This is a genomic window from Salaquimonas pukyongi, from assembly GCF_001953055.1.
Taxonomy (GTDB): Bacteria; Pseudomonadota; Alphaproteobacteria; order Rhizobiales; family Rhizobiaceae; genus Salaquimonas; species Salaquimonas pukyongi.
In genome coordinates, this window is record NZ_CP019044.1 from 2,207,975 (window position 1) to 2,226,316 (window position 18,342).

Consider the following 18,342-nt stretch of genomic DNA (forward strand, 5'->3'; position numbering starts at 1 on the left):
TTCTGCTGCCAAAGGACGGCAAGTCAATCCTTATTGCGTTGTCTCGCCTTCTTCGGCCGCTTCGGATTCTTCCCCGGCCGCTTCAGGCGAGAACTGCTTGAGATAGGCAATCACATTGGCAACATCTTTTTCCTTCTTCAGGCCAGCAAACGACATCTTGTTGCCCTTGATGTAACCCTTGGGGTCCTTCAGGTATTCGCCAACCGTCTCTGCACTCCAGACCAGTCCGCCTTCACCGGCTGCAACCATGGCCTTGGAATACTTGAACCCTTCCACGGTGCCGGCGGTGCGCCCCATTACATTCTGCAGGCTTGGACCCACTTTTTTCTTGTCGCTGTCGACCACGTGACAGGCTTTGCATTTCTTGAATACCTTTTCGCCGGCAGCGGCATCGCCATCGGCATGGGCCGAGCCAACGCCACCTGCGACGATCAATGCGGTCAGTACGGATACGAGGGAAAGCTTCATCTTGCACTCCAGGATAAACTGATTGGATACAGCATCTATGGCCGCGGATGCCAGGGCAATTCAGATTTTGACAACATCAGAAAACCTGAACGCTTGAACATAGCCGGCGAAATAGATCACTGCCCCGTTTCTGACGAAACGTGGGGGCTCTAAACCATGTTCTGGCCCAAATTGCGCCTATGCATTATGACGCATGGAGCACAGCCACCTTGATTTGGGTCAAATGAAGACCGCCCGCCCCGCCACTGCCATCTACGCCTGCATGATGCTTGCAGCCGCTCTTGAACTGGCTTTTCTGGCCGCACCGCCAGCAATGGCCACAGAGGTTCCTGTACCTTCCAAACGGCCGGCTATCGAGAAAGGTCCCGTCACCCAAACCAAACCGGCATCAGGCGATGAGGAAAGCCCGGCCGATAGCAAAATCGATGAGAGCGTCCTGCGCGAGTGCGAAGAGCATATGCACTCGCTTGGCGTTCGCTTTACCCGCCGCAAGGCAATCCGTGGCGAGAATGGCTGCGGCATCGCCGCCCCCTATGAAATTACCGCCATTGCGGGCAGCGTCACCATCCAGCCACCAGCCATACTTGCTTGTGAGACCGCCATTGCCCTGTCGGGCTGGGTTCAGGGCGCTGCCCTGCCCTATGCGGAAAAACTGCCGGGAAAACCGGCGCTCACCGGATTGAGGAACGCTTCGGGCTATGTCTGCCGGGGGCGCAACAACAATCCTTCAGCAAAACTCTCCGAACATGCCCTTGGCAGGGCCATCGATATTTCGGCCTTCCTCTTTGAGGGCGGCACACAGATCGCGGTTGAGCCGCGCCAGCGCACCGGGCGCCCTCAGGAAGCCTATCAGAAGGCGGTGCGCTTTGCCGCTTGCCTGCATTTCACCACCGTGCTTGGTCCCTACAGCGATGCAAACCACAACGACCATCTGCATCTCGACATCGCCGAACGCCGTGGCGGGTACCGGCTCTGCGATTTTCCCGATCTGCCCGATGCCGGTGCACAATAACCCGGTATACCGTAACGATGAAAGCCAGGTAGCCGCCATGTCCCGAACCATCACCGCCAGGCCCCTGACGCGGGAAGCCTTCGCGCCCTTCGGCAGTGTCATTGAAAAGAAGGACAGCGAAGTCCGCCACATCAACAACGGCATGTGCATCCGCCATCACGACCTTGCACCCGTCGACGCCGCGGAAGGCGGCAGGCCTGCCATCAGCATCTTCGCCGGCAAACCCTATGACATGCCGCTAAGGCTCACCATGGTGGAGCGCCATCCCCTTGGCAGCCAGGCGTTCATGCCCCTGCACAACCGGCCGTTTCTGGTCGTTGTGTGTCCCGACGAGGCCGGAAAGCCGGGAACGCCGTCGGCCTTTGTCACGCAATCCGGGCAAGGCGTGAGTTTTCCTGCCGGTCTGTGGCATGGCGTACTCACGCCGCTGGATGAACCCGGCGACTTTCTTGTCGTGGACCGAGTCGGCCCCGGCGAAAACCTCGAGGAATTCGCCTTCGACGAACCATGGCTCGTGAAACTGCCGTAATCCTGAGCGCATGGATGCTCATTCGCTGTCATCCTGCGGGATGACAAGATTGAGCACAACGGCGATGATTGCCGCCGGCAGCAGGCCGGATGTCAGCAAAATCTGCAATGTTCTTGGCATGTGCTGAAGCGCTTCCGGGACCAGTTGCAGGCCAAATCCCACCGACAGCGCCGTTGCGAAAATCACCATGTTGCGGCGGTTCCAGTTCACTTCCGACAGCATGTTGAGACCGGCGGCCGCAACCATGCCGAACATGACGATAACCCCACCACCCAGAACATTGATCGGCACCGTGGAGACGATCGCTCCAATCTTGGGGATCATGCCGCAGACAATCAGGAATATCGCGCCGATCGTCACCACATGGCGGCTCATCACACCCGTCATCGAGATCAGGCCGACATTCTGCGAGAAAGAGGTATTCGGCAAACCGCCGAACACCCCGGCGATGGCAGTGCCGATACCGTCTGCGAAGGTGGCCCCTTCTATCTCCCGGTCGGTTGCCTCGCGCCCTGCCCCGCCCTTGGTGATGCCGGAGGTGTCACCAACGGTTTCAATGGCCGAGATGATTGCCATCAGACACATGCCGATGATGATTGCCCAGTTGATTTCAAACCCCCACTTGAACGGCACGGGAACCTCGAAAAGGCCGGCCCGTCCCACATTGACGAAATTCACCTGCCCCATGGCCAGCGCGACGAAGTAGCCTGCGATCAGCCCGATCAGCACAGCCGCCACCGAAACCAGGCCGCGGGTAAAGAACTTCAGCGCCAAGGTCACCAGAACAACCACCAGCGCCGGTATCCACATCGCCAGCGAACCGAATGCGGGTTTTCCAAGCAGCGGCACCCCGCCGGCGGCATATTGAATGCCGACCTTGATCAGTGCCAGACCGATCATCAATACGATGAGGCCTGTAACCAGCGGCGGCAAGGCGAAGCGGATACGCCCGATCACGAAGCCCAGGCAGAAATGGAACACGCCGCCGATCAAGACCCCTGTCATCAGACCGCCAAGCCCGGCGGCGCCAAGACCTGCCACAGCCGGGATCATGATCGGCAGAAAGGCGAAGGAAGTTCCCTGAACGATGGGCAGTCTCGCCCCTACCGGCCCGACACCAATGGTCTGGAACAAGGTCGCAATGCCGGCAAACAACATCGACATCTGGATCATGTAGATGAGATTTGGAAACTCCGGAGAGTTTGAGCCGAAACCGAATCCGGCTGCTCCTGCCACGATAATGGCAGGCGTCACATTGCTGGCGAACATCGCCAGTACGTGCTGTATGCCCAGCGGCACTGCCTTGGCGAGCGGTGGCGTGTAGTCCGGATCGCGCAATTGCTCGGGCGTGCCGAGCGCGTTCAAATCGGTTGCCATTATCGTTTCCTCCCTCTTTTCTTCATTGCCGCCGGCTCTCCTGCTTGTGAGTCAATGACCCAGCCTCCGGCCTGTCCCCTAAATCCCCAGTGGCATGTGGCGGTTGGCATCCTTGTACAGAAGATAGCGGAATTTGCCCGGCCCGCCGGCATAGCAGGCCTGCGGGCAGAAGGCCCGCAGCCACATGAAATCGCCTGCCTCAACCTCCACCCAGTCCTCGTTGAGCCGATAAACCGCCTTGCCCTCCAGCACATACAACCCGTGTTCCATCACGTGGGTCTCGCTGAACGGGATTACCGCGCCAGGCTCGAAGGTGACGAGATTGACATGCATGTCGTGCCGCATGTCCGCCGGATCGACAAACCGCGTGGTCAGCCATTTGCCATCGGAGCCGGGCATAGATTCAGGGATGATATCCTGCTCGCGGGTCACCACAGGCTCGGGAAGATCGATGCCCTCAACTACCTGATAGCGCTTGCGGATCCAGTGAAAGGTAGCCGTTTCATCAGCATCATTGCGGATCGCCCACTTGCAGCCTGCCGGCAGGTAGGCATAACCGCCGGGCGACAGCGTGTGCATGGCACCTTGCACCGAAAGCCGGATTTCGCCGCCGGCAATGAACAGAATGCCTTCGCCGTCCTTCTCCGGCTCGGGCGTTTCGCTGCCGCCGCCGGGCGCTACCTCGACAATCATCTGTACGAAGGTTTCCGCAAACCCGGACAATGGCCGCGCCAGAACCCAGGCCCTGGTCTGTTCCCACAACGGCAGCCGCGAGGTAACGATGTCGCGCATGACACCTTGGGGAATTACCGCATAGGCGTCCTTGAATACCGCACGGCCTGTCAGCAATTGGGTCTGTGGCGGCACACCGCCCGGGGCATTGCATAGGTTGGCTTGCTCATGGCAGCAAATCCTTCAGGCGTAACAACGCAATCCGCTCAACCTGCTTGCAGGCGGTGGCAAATTCCGTTTCACGATCGTTGTCGATGCGCGTTTTGAACTGTTTGAGAATGGTATCCTTGGTCAATCCCTTGACCGCAATGATGAAGGGGAAACCGAATTTCTCCACATAGGCTTCGTTTAACCCGGTGAACATATGGCGCTCTTCATCGGTCAGGGAATCCAGCCCGGCGGAAGCCTGTTCGCTGGCCGATTCCGCCGTCAGCCGTTTTGCTGCCGCCAGCTTGCCCGCAAGATCGGGATGGGCTTTCAGCACCCCGAGTCTTTCCTCGGGCGTTGCTGCACGAAACTGCGCTGCAAGCGCTGCATGCAGGCCACACGCAGTGTCGTTGGCCGGCCCCAGTTCGCCATCATACGCCCGTTCGGCAATCCACGGCGAATGTTCGAACACCCCGCCGAACGCCTCGACAAACGCCGCCCGTGCCATCTCACATGGAACCATCGGCGGTCTGCATGGCGGATGCTGTGCCTTCCAGTGCTCGGCGATCTCGATCCGTCGGGCAAACCAAACGCCGTCATGGTCTCGGGCATAATCGATGAACCGCTTCAGCGCCGCAAACCGTCCTGGCCTGCCGGCAAGGCGGCAATGCAGGCCGATGTTCATCATCTTCGGCTTGCCCGCCTGCCCCTCCGCATACAGCACATCGAAACTGTCCTTCAGATAAGTATAGAAGGCATCACCATCGGAAAACCCCGCCTGGATTGCAAACCGCATGTCATTGGCATCCAGCGTATAGGGAATGATCAACTGGTCATGGTCGCCATGGCGGCGCCAATAGGGCAGATCATCGGCATAGGAGTCTGAGACATAGTCGAACAGTCCGGTTTCCGAGACAAGATCGACGGTGTTGACCGAGCAGCGTCCGGTATACCAGCCACGCGGTTTTTCACCCGTAGCCTGTTCGTGTATCGCAATCGCCTGCTTTATGTCGGCAAGCTCCGCCTCGCGGGAGTGTTCGCGGTAATCGATCCATTTCAGCCCGTGGGAGGCGATTTCCCAGCCAGCCTCCTGCATTGCAGCGACCTGTTCGGGCGAGCGCAGCAATGCGGTTGCAACGCCATACACCGTGACAGGAATACCTGCCCCGCCAAACAGCCGGTGCAAGCGCCAGAAACCTGCCCGGGCACCATATTCATAGATCGATTCCATGTTCCAGTGGCGCATGCCGGGCCAGGGCTGTGCATTGGTGATCTCTGAAAGAAAGGCTTCCGATGCTGTATCGCCATGAAGAATGCAATTCTCGCCGCCTTCCTCATAATTGACGACAAACTGCAAGGCGATTGCCGCACCACCTGGCCAGGCGGCATCGGGCGGCGTTGCGCCATAGCCCAGCATATCTCTCCGATAGCGGTTCAACTAACTCGTCTCCCGGCGGCATTCGGCATTGGTTTTAGCCTCTTTCCATTACATGATTTTCAAAAAAACGCTAAAGCTCGTTCTTACCGCCTGCGTGCTTGACTTGTGCGCACGCTGCCCGGCGAATACCGGAAGGTGAGAGGGATCATCCATGACGGACAATAACGGCTATCTGACCACCCATGTTCTGGACACTGCACGCGGTTGTCCCGCCGAAGGCATCGAAATTACCCTCTACCGGCTCAAGGATGGCGCACGCCAGAAACTGGCCTCGGCAACCACCAATGACGACGGCAGGACAAACGCCCCCATCCTGCCGAAAGACTCGTTCAGCACAGGTCATTACGAGTTGGTCTTTAGCGCCGGCACCTATCTTCGCGCCCATGGACTTGCCGCCTCCGGCGATCTGCCGTTGTTTCTGGACGATATCCCGATCCGCTTCGGCATCGACGATCCGAACGCCCATTACCATGTGCCACTGCTGCTATCGCCCTTCGGCTATTCGACCTACCGGGGAAGCTGAACACATCCTGCGTTACTGCCCCAACGCCTGTTTGCAGCCGGCCACCATGTAATCGATGAACAGCCTTACCTTCATATCCTGAAGGCGTTTGTGCGGATAAATGCAGGAAAACGGAAGATCGGTCGGCGGTGTCGCCTCTGCCACCGAAACCAGCTCGCCGGAAACCAGATAGGGCGCCACCTCAAAACGCGGCTTGTTGATGATGCCGCAGCCTGCCAGGGCCCAGGCCGTCAGCACGTCGCCATCGTCGGATTCGAGCGGCGCCGCGAAGGGGAATTTGCGGATGCCATTGCCGGTGCGCAGGTTCCAGGCATGTTCACTGGTGCCGGGAAAGCGCAACATCAGGCATTTGTGTCCCTGTTCGACGAGGTCTTCGCCGCTTTGAGGCATGCCGTGCGCCTCCAGATATCGCGGAGATGCACACAAGACACGCTCGAATTCATAGATCGGTTTGATGCGCATCTCTGAATCGCCAAGCGGCCCCAGCACGAACGCCGCATCCAGGCCTTCCGCCGCCACATCCACCTTGCGGTCGGAAAGCCGCAGGCGCACGTTCAGATCGGGATATTCCTCCTTGAAGGCAGGGACCAGCGGCGCAATCAGCCGCTTTCCCATGCCGAGCGGGGCCGAAACGAAAATGGTGCCCTTGGGGTTGGCGGTAATTTCGGCAATGCCGCTCTCCACCTCGTCGATCGTATCGAGGATCTTGATTGCCCCCTTGTAGAACAGCCGCCCCTGTTCGGTCGGCATCACCGTGCGCGTCGTGCGGTTGAACAGCCGAACGCCGAGGTGTTTTTCCAGTTCCGCGATGCGGCTGCTGGCAACCGCCGCCGAAACCCGCAGGTCACGGCCCGCGGCCGACATGCTGCCGAGATCGTATACGCGTACAAAAGTCTTGAGATTTCTTACATATGCCATTGTAATTTGCTGATTATTGCGATTTTTTTGAAAGTCTTTGGACCTGCCGGCGGTTCTGTCAAGGCGCAAAAGCTGGCATTTTGGCATCATGGCCAACATGCTGGATCACCGGCCCCGGAACCATCAAGCCGGGAACCATCAAGAGAGGCGTCATGTACGAATATGCGGTTGCTTGGGAATGGATGGCGTTTGCCATACGCTGGCTGCACGTCATAACGGCCATCGCCTGGATCGGTTCGTCCTTTTATTTCATCGCCCTCGATCTGGGGCTTCGCCAGCATGAAAGCCTGCCCAAAGACGCCCATGGCGAAGAATGGCAGGTTCATGGCGGCGGCTTTTATCACATCCGCAAATATCTGGTCGCGCCGGCTGAAATGCCCGAACATCTGACCTGGTTCAAATGGGAAAGCTATGCCACCTGGCTGTCGGGTGCGGCGCTGCTGGCAATCGTCTACTGGGCCGGCGCCGGACTGTACCTGATCGACCCTGCCAAGGCCGACCTCACCCAGTGGCAGGCGATCGCCATCTCCGCTGCATCCCTGTCGATCGGCTGGATTGTCTATGACCTGCTCTGCAAATCCGGTCTCGGCAGCAAGCCCACCCTGCTGATGGTGCTTCTGTTCGTCCTGCTGGTCATCATGGGCTGGGGCTATAACCAGATTTTCACCGGCCGTGCCATGATGCTGCATCTGGGCGCATTCACCGCAACCATCATGTCGGCCAACGTCTTTTTCATCATCATGCCCAATCAGCGCATCGTGGTCGCCGATCTGAAGGCTGGCAGAAGACCCGATCCCAAATATGGCAGGATCGCCAAGCTCAGATCCACCCATAACAACTATCTCACCTTACCGGTCATCTTCCTGATGCTGTCGAACCACTATCCCCTGGCCTTTGCGACCCAGTACAACTGGGTGATTGCCGCCCTGGTTTTTTTGATGGGCGTCACAATCCGGCATTATTTCAATACAAGGCACGCACGAAGCGGCGACCCAACCTGGACCTGGCTGGCAACTGCCCTGCTCTTCCTGGCAATCATCTGGCTTTCAAGCCTGGCGCCGGACAACCGGGAGACAGCAAGCCAGGCAGACAACGCAGCCCCTTCAAACCGCTTCGCTGCGACCCAATCCTTCCCCCAAGTGGTTGAACTGGTGCAGGGGCGCTGCTCCATGTGCCATGCGGAAATCCCCGGCTGGGAGGGCCTGATCGTCCCGCCAAAAGGCGTGTTGCTGGAAAACGAAAACCAGATTTCCCGGCTGGCGCGCGAAATATATCTGCAGGCCGGCCGAAGCGCTGCCATGCCCCCGCCAGGGGCTGCCCGGTTCGGCGTTGCCTTGAGCCCGGGCGAACGAAAGCTGCTGGTAAACTGGTATCAAAGTGCGCTAAGCGGTTCCTGACGGGTTTAACTGATAGGGGAGGAAGCAATTGGACCGGGACGAGGCCGCACAATCCATCATCCGTCGGGCGGCGCTGGATTATCACGAGTTCCCCCAGCCAGGTAAGCTGGAAATCCGCCCCACCAAGCCGATGGCCAGCCCGCGCGATCTGGCGCGCGCCTATTCCCCCGGGGTTGCAGAAGCCTGTCTTGCGATCAGCGACAACCCCCTTGATGCTGCCCGGTTCACCAGCCGGGCCAATCTGGTGGCTGTGGTCTCCAACGGAACCGCCGCGCTCGGCCTCGGCAATATCGGCGCCCTTGCCTCCAAGCCGATCATGGAAGGCAAGGCGGTTCTGTTCAAGAAGTTCGCCAACATCGACTGCTTCGATCTGGAGATCGACGAGCAGGATCCCGAAAAGCTCGCCGAGCATGTCATCGCGCTGGAGCCGACCTTCGGCGCCATCAATCTGGAAGACATCAAGGCGCCGGATTGTTTTATCGTCGAAAAAATCTGCAGCGAGCGGATGGGCATTCCGGTCTTTCACGACGACCAGCACGGCACGGCCATCGTTGTTGCCGCTGCCGCCGTCAATGCGATGCATCTGACCGGGCGCGACTTCAAGGACATCACCATCGTCTCCACCGGTGGCGGCGCCGCCGGCATCGCCTGCCTCAACATGCTGCTGAAGATGGGCGTCAAACGCGAAAATGTCTGGCTTCACGACATCCATGGCCTGGTACACGAGGGCCGCAAGGAGGACATGAACCCCCAGAAGGAAGCCTACGCCCAGCCGGGCAAGAACCGAGATCTTTCTGAAACGATCAAGGGCGCCGACATGTTCCTCGGCCTGTCCGGCCCCGGCGTGCTGAAACCTGAGCTGGTCAAAACAATGGCCGACAAGCCGGTCGTTTTTGCCCTTGCCAATCCGGTGCCGGAGATCATGCCGGAGGAGGTCCTTGAGGTTTCGCCCGATGCCATTGTTGCAACCGGGCGGTCGGACTATCCAAACCAGGTCAACAATGTCCTGTGCTTTCCATTCATCTTCCGGGGTGCGCTGGATGTCGGCGCGACACAAATCAACGATGCGATGAAAATCGCCTGTGTGGAGGGCATTGCCCAGCTTGCCCGCATGACCAGCACAGCGGAAACGGCGGCCGTCTATGGCGACGAACAACTGAAATTCGGGCCGGAATATCTCATTCCCAAACCTTTCGATGCACGCCTGCAGCACGTGGTTGCCGGTGCCGTTGCAAAGGCGGCGATGGAAACCGGCGTCGCCACCCGGCCAATAGGCGACCTGCCTTCCTATGAGGAGAGCCTGAAGGCCGCGGTCTTCCGTTCCGCAATGATCATGCGGCCGGTCTTCGAGGCGGCACGCACCGCCAACCGGCGTATCGTTTTTGCCGAAGGCGAGGACGAGCGGGTTGTCCGCGCAGCTTTTGCCATGCTGGAAGACACGACAGACCTGCCTGTGCTGATCGGCCGCCCGGAGGTGATCGAACGCCGCAGCGAAAGCATCGGTCTGCCCAGGAGCTTTTCCTCGCGTCTTGAGATCGTCAATCCGGAAGCCGACACACGCTACCGCGAATACTGGGAAACCTATCACTCGGTAATGGAGCGGCGCGGCGTCACGCCTGACATTGCCCGTGCGGTGTTGCGCACCAACTCCACCGCCATCGGCGCGGTGATGGTTTATCGCGGGGAAGCAGACAGCCTGATCTGCGGCACGTTTGGCCAGTATTCCTGGCATCTGGGCTATGTCAGGCAGATGCTGGAAACCGAGGAACTGCAGCCCAACGGCGCACTGTCACTGCTGATCCAGAACTCCGGCCCGCTCTTTATTGCCGACACCCAGGTCTTTCCCGAGGCATCGGCTGCCGAAATCGCCGAGATCGTTCGCGCCTCCGCCCGTCATGTGCGCCGCTTCGGCATTGAGCCGAAAATCGCGCTGTGCTCCAATTCCCAGTTCGGCAATCTTGAAACCGCTTCCGCCCGCCGCATGCGCGAGGCAATCGGCATTCTGGACCGGTCCGACTGCAATTTCATTTATGAAGGCGAGATGCAGCTCGATGCTGCCCTTGATACCGAACTGCGCCAGCGCATCTTTCCCAATGCCCGGTTCGAGGGCAAGGCCAATGTGCTCGTCTTTGCCAACTCCGAAGTGGCAAGCGCCGTGCGCAATGCGGTGAAGACCGTTGCTGACGGGCTTGAAGTGGGGCCGATCCTGATGGGCATGGGCAACCGCGCCCACATCGTAACACCCTCGATCACCGCCCGCGGGCTGGTCAACATCGCCGCCCTTGCCGGAACCCCGGTACAGCACTACGCATAGAAGTGCCCGGCCCTATACGGCCTGGAGCGAGTGGATCGCATCGAGCAGATCTGCAAGGCTTTGATCAAGGCTCCTGCCGCTGGTGTCCACCTTGCGGGCAGCGCGGGCATAAGCTGCTTCCCGGTCGGTGAGGATCGACTTGAGTTCTTCCATCGCCTTGGGATTTCCGGCCATGGGCCGGGTATCGCCCTGTTTCTTGACCCTGGCCATGTGCTCATCGGCAGTTGCACGCAGCCAGACCGTGTGGAAATTGTCCAGCACCATGGCAAAGGTTTGCGGGTCGGCAACGATCCCGCCGGCTGCCGCCAGCAGGATGCTGTCGTTTTCATCGATGATCCGCTCAATGCCCCGCTGCTCAAGCTGGCGGTAACCTTCTTGCCCGTACAGCGCGATGAATTCGCCGATGGCAAGCCCGCTCTGCTTTTCGATCTCGTGATTGAGTTCCTTGAACGGCATGCCAAGACGCTCTGCAGCAAGCTTGCCAAGCGTGGACTTGCCTGCGCCGCGCAAACCGAGCAGGCAGATGCGCCGTGCCCGCTTTTCCTCAAAGCGGCTGGAAGAAAGCAGTTCATACACCGATGCCTGTATGTCTTCCGGCGCCCGGCAAAACAGCTTTGCCAGATGCACCGGCACTTCCTCTTCCGCCTCACGCACAAAGGCCTCTATCGGCAGCGTCAGCGCCAGCGCGACCTTCTGCAACAACCCGATGGAGATGTTGCCCTGTCCCGATTCCAGTTGCGCCAGATAGCGTTCCGAAAGACCCGATAGCTGGGCAAGTTCCCGCCTCGGCATGCTGCGCTCTGACCGAAACCGCCGCACACGCTCGCCAACCCTGATGATCAGTTCATCAACGGCCTGGTCCATTTCTGCCTGCTTGTGCTGTCCGGTACCGGCTTTGCCGGAAGCATCCTTGTGCAGGCCGGATGGTCTCATGATCCCTGCTGCGCTGCTGTAACCAGCGCCTCCAGACTGTCGCGGAATTCAGCCGGCACAGGGATTTTCTGGTGCGCCTGCGCTGCCACGAAGACTTCCACGAACTCTCCTTCAAAACAGACAGTGCCATCCTGCCGGCCAATGACACGAAAGCGGATCGAGCTTTCCCCGATACGAAGCGGCGCCACGGAACATTCCAGCAGATGCCTGGGCGTCACCGGCGAACGGAAATCCACCGACAGGTGGACAAACGGCGTGCCGATGTCGCGGTCGATGTTCATGCGATACCAGTCGGCACCCAGATGAGCCTCCCACCATGCCTCGATTGCCTCCAGGGCAAACATGGGAATGTTGCCGGTATAGACGATCTTCGCAGGATCGCAGTCCGCCCAGCGGACGCGTATTTCATGAACAAACGGCTTCATTTACTCCTGCTCTAATAGGTCTCCACGTGGTAGCGGCCTTCGCCGCGCATGACATCCCTGATTTCCTTCCAGGCGCGCCCGGTGCTTTCGGCAATGTTCTCAAGCGCGGCCTCAACCCCTTCTTCCATTGCCCGCAAGCCGCAAATGTAAACATGGGTGGCGGGGTCCTGGATCAGATCGACGATCTGATCTTCCATCTCCCGCAACTCGTCCTGGACATAGCGCCTGGGCTTGTCCTTCTCTCGGCTGAAGACCAGGTGCTTTTTCAAGACCTCGGCCGGCACTTTCTTCAACGGTCCAAAATAGGGCAGCGCATCTGCCGTGCGCGCACCGAAAACCAGTGTCATGTCACCGGTCGCCCCGCTGCGCTGACGCTGCATGGTAAAGGCGCGGAAGGGCGCCGAACCGGTGCCGGTACAGATCATCAGCAACCGTGCGGCCGGATCGTTGGGCATCAGGAAGGTGGAGCCGAACGGGCCGGTGACGCTCACCTTGTCGCCGGGTTTCAGGTCGCACACATAATTGGAACAAACGCCCTTTGCCTCCCGCTTCACGGTCAGGGAGAAATTATTGTAGTTCGGCCGCTCGCCGCTTCTCGGGGAGGATATCGAATAAAGTCGCGGAAGATGCGGCTTGCCGTCATCACCCACCCCCGGCGCGATGATCCCCACCGACTGGCCTTCCAGCAGCGGAAACGGCAATCCGCCCGCATCCAGAATGATGTGTCGCACGTCGTGGTCTTCATCGGCGGTGAGCCGGTAATTGCCCTGCACGGTAACCTCGGCCGGCCTGGCGAGCGTATAAAGGTTGATGCTTGCCTTTGACGCGCTGGCCGGAGCCTTCGACTTGCCGCCGGCGCCTGCATGCGCTTCGGCCAGCAGCTTCGCCATGGCATCATCGAGCGCCTCCAGCCCGCTTGTCTCCTCACTGGCGCCGTCGGCAAACTCTTCCTGGTCAGGCAGTTCCGTCCACTCGAATTGCTGATCGAGCGAATAAGGCTCGCTCACCACCCGCCACTCATCGATGGAACCCGTCGGACAGACGGGGATACAGTCCATGCAGAAATTGCACGTGTCGAAATCGACCACAACATTGTTGTCATTGTGGGTAATCGCCTCGATCGGGCAGGTCATCTCGCAGGTATAGCAGCGGATGCATATTTCCGGATCGATCAGGTGCTGCTTGACCGGGGCCGTCATTTGGCAGGTTCCCACAACTCGATCGGATTGCCTTCAGGGTCATGAATTCGTGCAAAGCGTCCGATTTCGCTGTCCCATTCGGCTCGGGTTTCAACATTGATTCCCGATGCCCTCAACTGGTTCACCAAGGCGTCCAGATCGGTAACCCGAAAATTGATCATCCACTGTTGGTTGTGTGGCCCGAAATAATCCGTATCAGCCTTGAATGGGGCGAACACCGTTGGGCCAGACTCCTGGACCCACGGCTTCCCCTGATCAAACCCCACGCCAAGATGATCGAGATACCACTGCGCAAGCGCTTCAGGGTCCTTCGCGCGGAAAAAAACACCGCCAATACCGGCAATCTTTTGCATCAAATCCTCATGCCATGTGCAGTTTGACGTATTCGAAATCGCCGGGCTTGTTGTCAATGCCCACTTTGGGCGGCGCAATCCAGCTTGCATATTCGCCCGGCTCACTACAGGGCTTCATCAGCGACTGGATGAAATCGCCGTCGGCGTGGGTTGGCAGCCAGTTTTTCACGCCCTCGTCATATTCAGCGCCGCTGACCAGCTTGCCTTCCGGACTGAACGGCTTGTCGGCAAAAACACCGATCCTGCGGTTGAAGGATTCATGCGGCAACTTCATTTCAAAGGCCACACCGGCCTTTTCTATGACCTTGTTCCAGCGTGAAACACCGCCAGCCGCATCGCGCGTATAATCATCGCGCAGGCGCATGTTGATCGCGGTCAATGCCGGAACTTCCCGCTGGACCGGCGTATCGCCCTCAAGCTGCCACACCACATAGCTGTCGTTCTGCAGTTTGTGGTCATCGTCAAGGCGGTGCTCCATATAACGGCCCTTGATTCCGGCATTGAATGAATTGGCGGCGTTGGTCGAAACCTCCTGACCGAACAGGTCAAGCGACAAGGTGTAGTGCAGGTTCAGCTTCTTCTGGATTGTCGGCAGGTCGATGACGCCAAGCGCACGGATTTTTTCCGTTTCGTAAGGATCTTCAATCCCCGCCTCCTTCATCGCTTCGCAGGTGCGCTGAATGGTGCGCCCGACGCCCGTCTCGCCGACGAACATGTGATGGGCTTCCTCCGTCAGCATGAAACGGCAGGTGCGCGACAGGGGATCGAAGCCCGATTGCGCCAGCGCTTCAAGCTGCATCTTGCCGTCACGATCGGTAAAATACGTAAACATGAAAAAGGACAGCCAGTCCGGTGTTTCCTCGTTGAAGGCGCCCAGCATGCGCGGTGCTTCCTCCGAACCCGATTGCCGGCGCAGCAGGTCGTTGGCCTCTTCCCTGCCATCGGCACCGAAATATTTCTGCAGCAGATAGACCATGGCCCAAAGATGCCGCCCCTCTTCCACATTGACCTGGAACAGGTTGCGCATGTCGTAAAGCGAAGGTGCGGTAAGGCCGAGAAAGCGCTGTTGCTCGACCGAGGCAGGTTCCGTATCCCCCTGAATGACGATCAGCCGGCGCAGCATGGCGCGGTATTCACCCGGCACTTCCTGCCAAGCCGGATCACCGGCATGTTCGCCACAGGGGATTTTGCGGTCTTCCACCTGCGGCGCAAGCAGGATACCCCAGCGGTATTCCGGCATTTTGACATAGTCGAACTTCGCCCAGCCCTTGGGGTCGACGCTAACGGCAGTGCGCAGATAGACCAGGCTTTCCTGAAAGTTTTGCGGGATGAGATCGTTCCACCAGTTGATGTAGCCGGGATGCCATTTTTCCAGCGCCTTCAGCACGCGCCGGTCGGTCGACAGGCCGACATTGTTGGGGATCAGCGTGTCATATTCGACGGTATCAAGCATTTCCGGTTCTCCTGATTTCTCAATCCTTCACAGCAGGCAATCACAGCGGCCTTAAACCCGCTTCCTGTCATATTCACCGCGCAGTCCGGTGCCGTAGCGCTGCAGCGCACCGCTCTCGCCCACCGCATTGGGGCGCTGGAAAATCCAGTTCTGCCAGGCGGTCAGCCGCCCGAAGATGCGCGTTTCCATGGTCTCTGGCCCGGCAAAGCGCAGATTGGCTTCCATGCCGGTAAGCGCATCGGGCGAAAAGGAAGCCCGCTCTTCCAGAAAAATGCGGATTTCGTCTTCCCAGTCGATGTCGTCATAGGCAAAGGTGACAAGCCCCAGTTCGGCAGCTTCGGCAGCTTCGAGCGCTTCGCCAACCCGTTCCTTTGCCGTCTCCACCTGCTCCGGCTCGCCCAGAAAGCGGGTCTGAAGACGGGTCAGGTCATTGGCCATGGGATAGGGGCCAAAATTGCCTTGCGTCAGCGTGAGCGCGGCAACGGGACGGTTGTCACCCTCGAATTCGCCCTCCATCATGTAGCTGCGATCTGCCGCAAACAGCAGTTCGGCAAGAAAACCGGCAAAACACGAACCGTTTTCCACCATGGCCACCAGCGAGCGCGAGGTGACATCGACGCGCTTCAGCACCCTTTTCCAGTAAAGCAGGATTTCGCGGGCAAGCCAGAAATCCGCATTCTCCAGCATGAAGCCCTCGAACGCGGCAACCCCTTCCCGATCGCCCTGGGACTTGAACACCAGCACCCCGGTCTCTAGCTCGTTGAGACGCAGATGCAAAATGGCATCATCCAGTTCGCGGGCAAGCCGCAGCATCCAGTTGTCCGCCCCCTGCGCCACCAGCTCATCGGTTGATGCCGGCAGTTGTGTGTCGGGGCCGGAAAGCGTGATGGTCGCCACGCCATTATCGCGATCGAGCGCCACTTCCACCGCAGAATAGGTGATCGAATCTTCCCCGAAGGACCGTTTGAGCGGCGTCAGCTCAATGCCCTTTTCCGGTTTGCCCGTGGCGTTATTGGCGGCAAATTCCCTTGCTCGTTCACCAACTGCTTCATCGAACTTCGAATTCGGCACAACCTCGTCAACCAGCCGCCAGTCCTTCGCCTTCTTTCCGCGGACTCCCTCTTCCATGGCGCAGAAGACATCGGCCAGATCGCGCCGCACCTTGCGCTTGTCGGTCACCCGCGTCAGCCCGCCGGTGCCCGGCAGAACGGCAAGCAGCGGCACTTCGGGAAGCGCCACGGCGGACGAGGAATCATCCGTCAGCATGATGTAGTCGCAGGCAAGCGCCAGCTCATATCCGCCGCCTGCGCACGAACCCTTTACCGCGCAGATATAGCTCTGGCCGGATTCCTCCCCGGCCAGCTCATAGGTATTGCGCGTCTCATTGGTGAACTTGCAGAAATTGACCTTGTGGGCATGGGTGGCACCGCCCAGCATGCGGATGTTGGCACCGGCACAAAATACCCGGTCCTTGCCGGATTGCATCACAACGGCGCCCACTTCGGGATGCTCGAACCGCATGCGCTGCACAATATCGGCCAACTCGATATCGACGCTCAGATCGTAGGAATTGAGTTTGAGCTCGTAACCGTCGAACAGCCCGCCCTTTTCGTCCACATCCATGATCAGCCGGGCGACAGGCCCGTCATATTCGACCTTCCAATGGCGGTATTGCGATGGGTTGGTCTGGAAATCGATGCGCTTGGACATTAGGCCTCTCAGATTAAATAGCATGCTTACTGTACTGTCAGGACCATCTGAGTCCAGATAAAACAGCATTATTATTCATTGGAATTGGTGGTGCCTGCAACACATATGCAATATATCGCATTATTGGAAATCAAATTCGCCATCATCATCGACAGTTGTGCAAAATCCGATGGCCCGCTTCCGGCCAAGACCCAATAGCGATGCGCATTGGCCTTCATACGCCCGCTCGCAGGCTTGTTTGCTCAGTGCCACAAGCCGCCTTGCGGCATTGGACATGCCGAGCCGGCGTTTCAAGCGCGCATTGGCACCATGGATCAGCGCCTGCACCAGCGCCTTTTCGCGGCTGTTGGGGGCAGCATTCATCCAGACGGTCTCAAGCACTTCATGGGCTTCCCAGTAAAAACCCTCTCGAAGGAGCCTGACGCCATAAAGCCAGGCAGCATTATCCTGCCAGTCCCGCGAACGGGTTTGTGCCGGTGCAAGCTGTTTGGCTTCTTCCAGCACGCTGTCCCCGCTGCGCGCATTAATGCCCGGCAGATGGGCATGATCGGGCAAGGGCAGGTCTTCAGCAATCCGAATTGCATTGGATTTTTCCCGCACACTACCATCGGTTGCAAGAATCGTATCCGCAAACGCCTGTATGGCCGCAAGCGTCTCTTCCGTCTTTTCCAGATGGGGAGCGTGGCCGCAGCCAGGCAGGATTTTCAACGTCACAGGCAACGGGCTGCGTTTTTCGATCTCGTAAACCTGCGCCAGGGTGCCGTATTGATCCTCTTTGCCCTGGATGGCGAGCACCGGCACGGTAAAGCCATCGATTGCGTCTGCAATGTTCCAGCGTTCAAAACCGGGATCGAGCCAGGCAGTGTTCCAGCCGTAAAACGCATTGTCGGGGTCACGGTGATAGCGGCCCAGCTTCTTGCGAAGGTCGCCTTTCTCATAGGCATCTTTCGCCGCCCGGATTGAAGCGAGACCTTCCGGCTCTGTGAAGAAGTGCGGCGCAATCAGAACCACGCCGGCCAGCCGCGCATCTTTCCGGTTGCCGGCATACACCGCGGCAATCGACGCGCCATCGCTGTGCCCGAGCAAGATGAAGCGTTTGACCCCAATTGCATCGAACAGTTCCGGCAGAAGATCAACAGCTTCTCTCGTCATGTAATCGAGCGGCCGCGGCAGGCTGACGGGATCGGATTGCCCGTATCCGGCGCGCGAATAGGCAAAGACGCCCAGGCCCGTTGCCTGCGAAAGCCGTTGTGGAAAATCCCGCCACAGGGCGACACAGCCAAGGCCCTCATGCAGAAGAATTATGGTTGGTTTCTTGTCCGGCGGCGGGCCATGGCAGGCATATTCAAGACGGTCCTGATTGATTTCAATGGCGCCTGGCCCACCTGCCTGCCAATCGAACCGGGTCATGGGC

At 59.0% G+C, this 18,342-nt stretch carries 17 protein-coding genes; 5 read left to right on the plus strand and 12 right to left on the minus strand.

Annotation, left to right across the window (positions count from 1 at the left end; genetic code table 11):
- Positions 1–30 precede the first annotated feature (30 nt).
- Positions 31–468 (minus strand): c-type cytochrome, encoded by a 438-nt coding sequence (locus tag BVL55_RS10590; RefSeq protein ID WP_075996870.1) that lies wholly within the window; start codon positions 466–468, stop codon positions 31–33.
- 223 nt (positions 469–691) lie between these two features.
- On the opposite strand from BVL55_RS10590, the gene BVL55_RS10595 reads away from it, so the two are divergent.
- Together BVL55_RS10595 and BVL55_RS10600 are read left to right on the plus strand one after the other, a co-directional pair.
- Entirely contained in the window at positions 692–1,480 is a 789-nt protein-coding gene (locus tag BVL55_RS10595; RefSeq protein WP_075996871.1) for an extensin-like domain-containing protein, read from the plus strand.
- Positions 1,481–1,517: 37 nt separating this feature from the next.
- Positions 1,518–2,009 (plus strand): ureidoglycolate lyase, encoded by a 492-nt coding sequence (locus tag BVL55_RS10600; RefSeq protein WP_075996872.1) that lies wholly within the window; start codon positions 1,518–1,520, stop codon positions 2,007–2,009.
- Positions 2,010–2,027: 18 nt separating this feature from the next.
- Here BVL55_RS10600 and BVL55_RS10605 read toward each other — a convergent pair whose 3' ends face one another.
- The 3 genes from BVL55_RS10605 to puuE all read right to left on the minus strand — a co-directional run bounded on the left by BVL55_RS10605 (position 2,028) and on the right by puuE (position 5,682).
- Entirely contained in the window at positions 2,028–3,386 is a 1,359-nt protein-coding gene (locus tag BVL55_RS10605) for a uracil-xanthine permease family protein (RefSeq protein ID WP_075996873.1), read from the minus strand.
- 78 nt (positions 3,387–3,464) lie between these two features.
- The gene (locus BVL55_RS10610; protein ID WP_244530486.1) at positions 3,465–4,253 is read right to left on the minus strand and encodes a bifunctional allantoicase/(S)-ureidoglycine aminohydrolase; all 789 of its coding nucleotides are present in this window, start codon (positions 4,251–4,253) and stop codon (positions 3,465–3,467) included.
- A gap of 31 nt (positions 4,254–4,284) precedes the next feature.
- Positions 4,285–5,682 (minus strand): allantoinase PuuE, encoded by a 1,398-nt coding sequence (puuE, locus tag BVL55_RS10615; protein ID WP_075996875.1) that lies wholly within the window; start codon positions 5,680–5,682, stop codon positions 4,285–4,287.
- Between the two features lie 172 nt (positions 5,683–5,854).
- On the opposite strand from puuE, the gene uraH reads away from it, so the two are divergent.
- On the plus strand, positions 5,855–6,226 hold the full coding sequence (gene uraH, locus BVL55_RS10620) for a hydroxyisourate hydrolase (protein WP_075996876.1): 372 nt from the start codon (positions 5,855–5,857) through the stop codon (positions 6,224–6,226).
- 12 nt (positions 6,227–6,238) lie between these two features.
- Here uraH and BVL55_RS10625 read toward each other — a convergent pair whose 3' ends face one another.
- Entirely contained in the window at positions 6,239–7,144 is a 906-nt protein-coding gene (locus tag BVL55_RS10625) for a LysR family transcriptional regulator (protein ID WP_075996877.1), read from the minus strand.
- A 152-nt stretch (positions 7,145–7,296) separates the two neighbouring features.
- Between BVL55_RS10625 and BVL55_RS10630 the strand changes: the two genes are divergently transcribed.
- Entirely contained in the window at positions 7,297–8,541 is a 1,245-nt protein-coding gene (locus tag BVL55_RS10630; RefSeq protein ID WP_075996878.1) for a urate hydroxylase PuuD, read from the plus strand.
- 28 nt (positions 8,542–8,569) lie between these two features.
- Positions 8,570–10,855: an NADP-dependent malic enzyme gene (locus BVL55_RS10635; protein ID WP_075996879.1), complete on the plus strand. Its 2,286-nt coding sequence runs from the start codon at positions 8,570–8,572 to the stop codon at positions 10,853–10,855.
- A 12-nt stretch (positions 10,856–10,867) separates the two neighbouring features.
- Here BVL55_RS10635 and BVL55_RS10640 read toward each other — a convergent pair whose 3' ends face one another.
- From BVL55_RS10640 to BVL55_RS10670, 7 genes are all read right to left on the minus strand, one after another.
- Complete coding sequence (locus tag BVL55_RS10640; RefSeq protein ID WP_075996880.1) at positions 10,868–11,788, minus strand: helix-turn-helix transcriptional regulator; 921 nt, start codon at positions 11,786–11,788, stop codon at positions 10,868–10,870.
- Positions 11,785–12,213: an acyl-CoA thioesterase gene (locus BVL55_RS10645; protein WP_075996881.1), complete on the minus strand. Its 429-nt coding sequence runs from the start codon at positions 12,211–12,213 to the stop codon at positions 11,785–11,787. Before BVL55_RS10645 ends, BVL55_RS10640 begins: the two co-directional genes overlap by 4 nt.
- 11 nt (positions 12,214–12,224) lie before the next feature.
- Complete coding sequence (gene boxA / locus BVL55_RS10650) at positions 12,225–13,412, minus strand: benzoyl-CoA 2,3-epoxidase subunit BoxA (RefSeq protein WP_075996882.1); 1,188 nt, start codon at positions 13,410–13,412, stop codon at positions 12,225–12,227.
- The gene (locus BVL55_RS10655) at positions 13,409–13,765 is read right to left on the minus strand and encodes a VOC family protein (RefSeq protein WP_075996883.1); all 357 of its coding nucleotides are present in this window, start codon (positions 13,763–13,765) and stop codon (positions 13,409–13,411) included. Before BVL55_RS10655 ends, boxA begins: the two co-directional genes overlap by 4 nt.
- Before the next feature lie 7 nt (positions 13,766–13,772).
- Positions 13,773–15,218 carry a benzoyl-CoA 2,3-epoxidase subunit BoxB gene (boxB, locus tag BVL55_RS10660; RefSeq protein ID WP_075996884.1) on the minus strand — a complete coding sequence of 482 codons (1,446 nt, stop codon included), beginning with the start codon at positions 15,216–15,218 and terminating at the stop codon, positions 13,773–13,775.
- A gap of 51 nt (positions 15,219–15,269) precedes the next feature.
- On the minus strand, positions 15,270–16,928 hold the full coding sequence (boxC, locus tag BVL55_RS10665) for a 2,3-epoxybenzoyl-CoA dihydrolase (RefSeq protein ID WP_156892515.1): 1,659 nt from the start codon (positions 16,926–16,928) through the stop codon (positions 15,270–15,272).
- A 120-nt stretch (positions 16,929–17,048) separates the two neighbouring features.
- A complete protein-coding gene (locus BVL55_RS10670) occupies positions 17,049–18,338 on the minus strand; it encodes an alpha/beta fold hydrolase (RefSeq protein WP_075996885.1) in 1,290 nt (429 codons plus the stop codon).
- Positions 18,339–18,342: the final 4 nt, after the last annotated feature.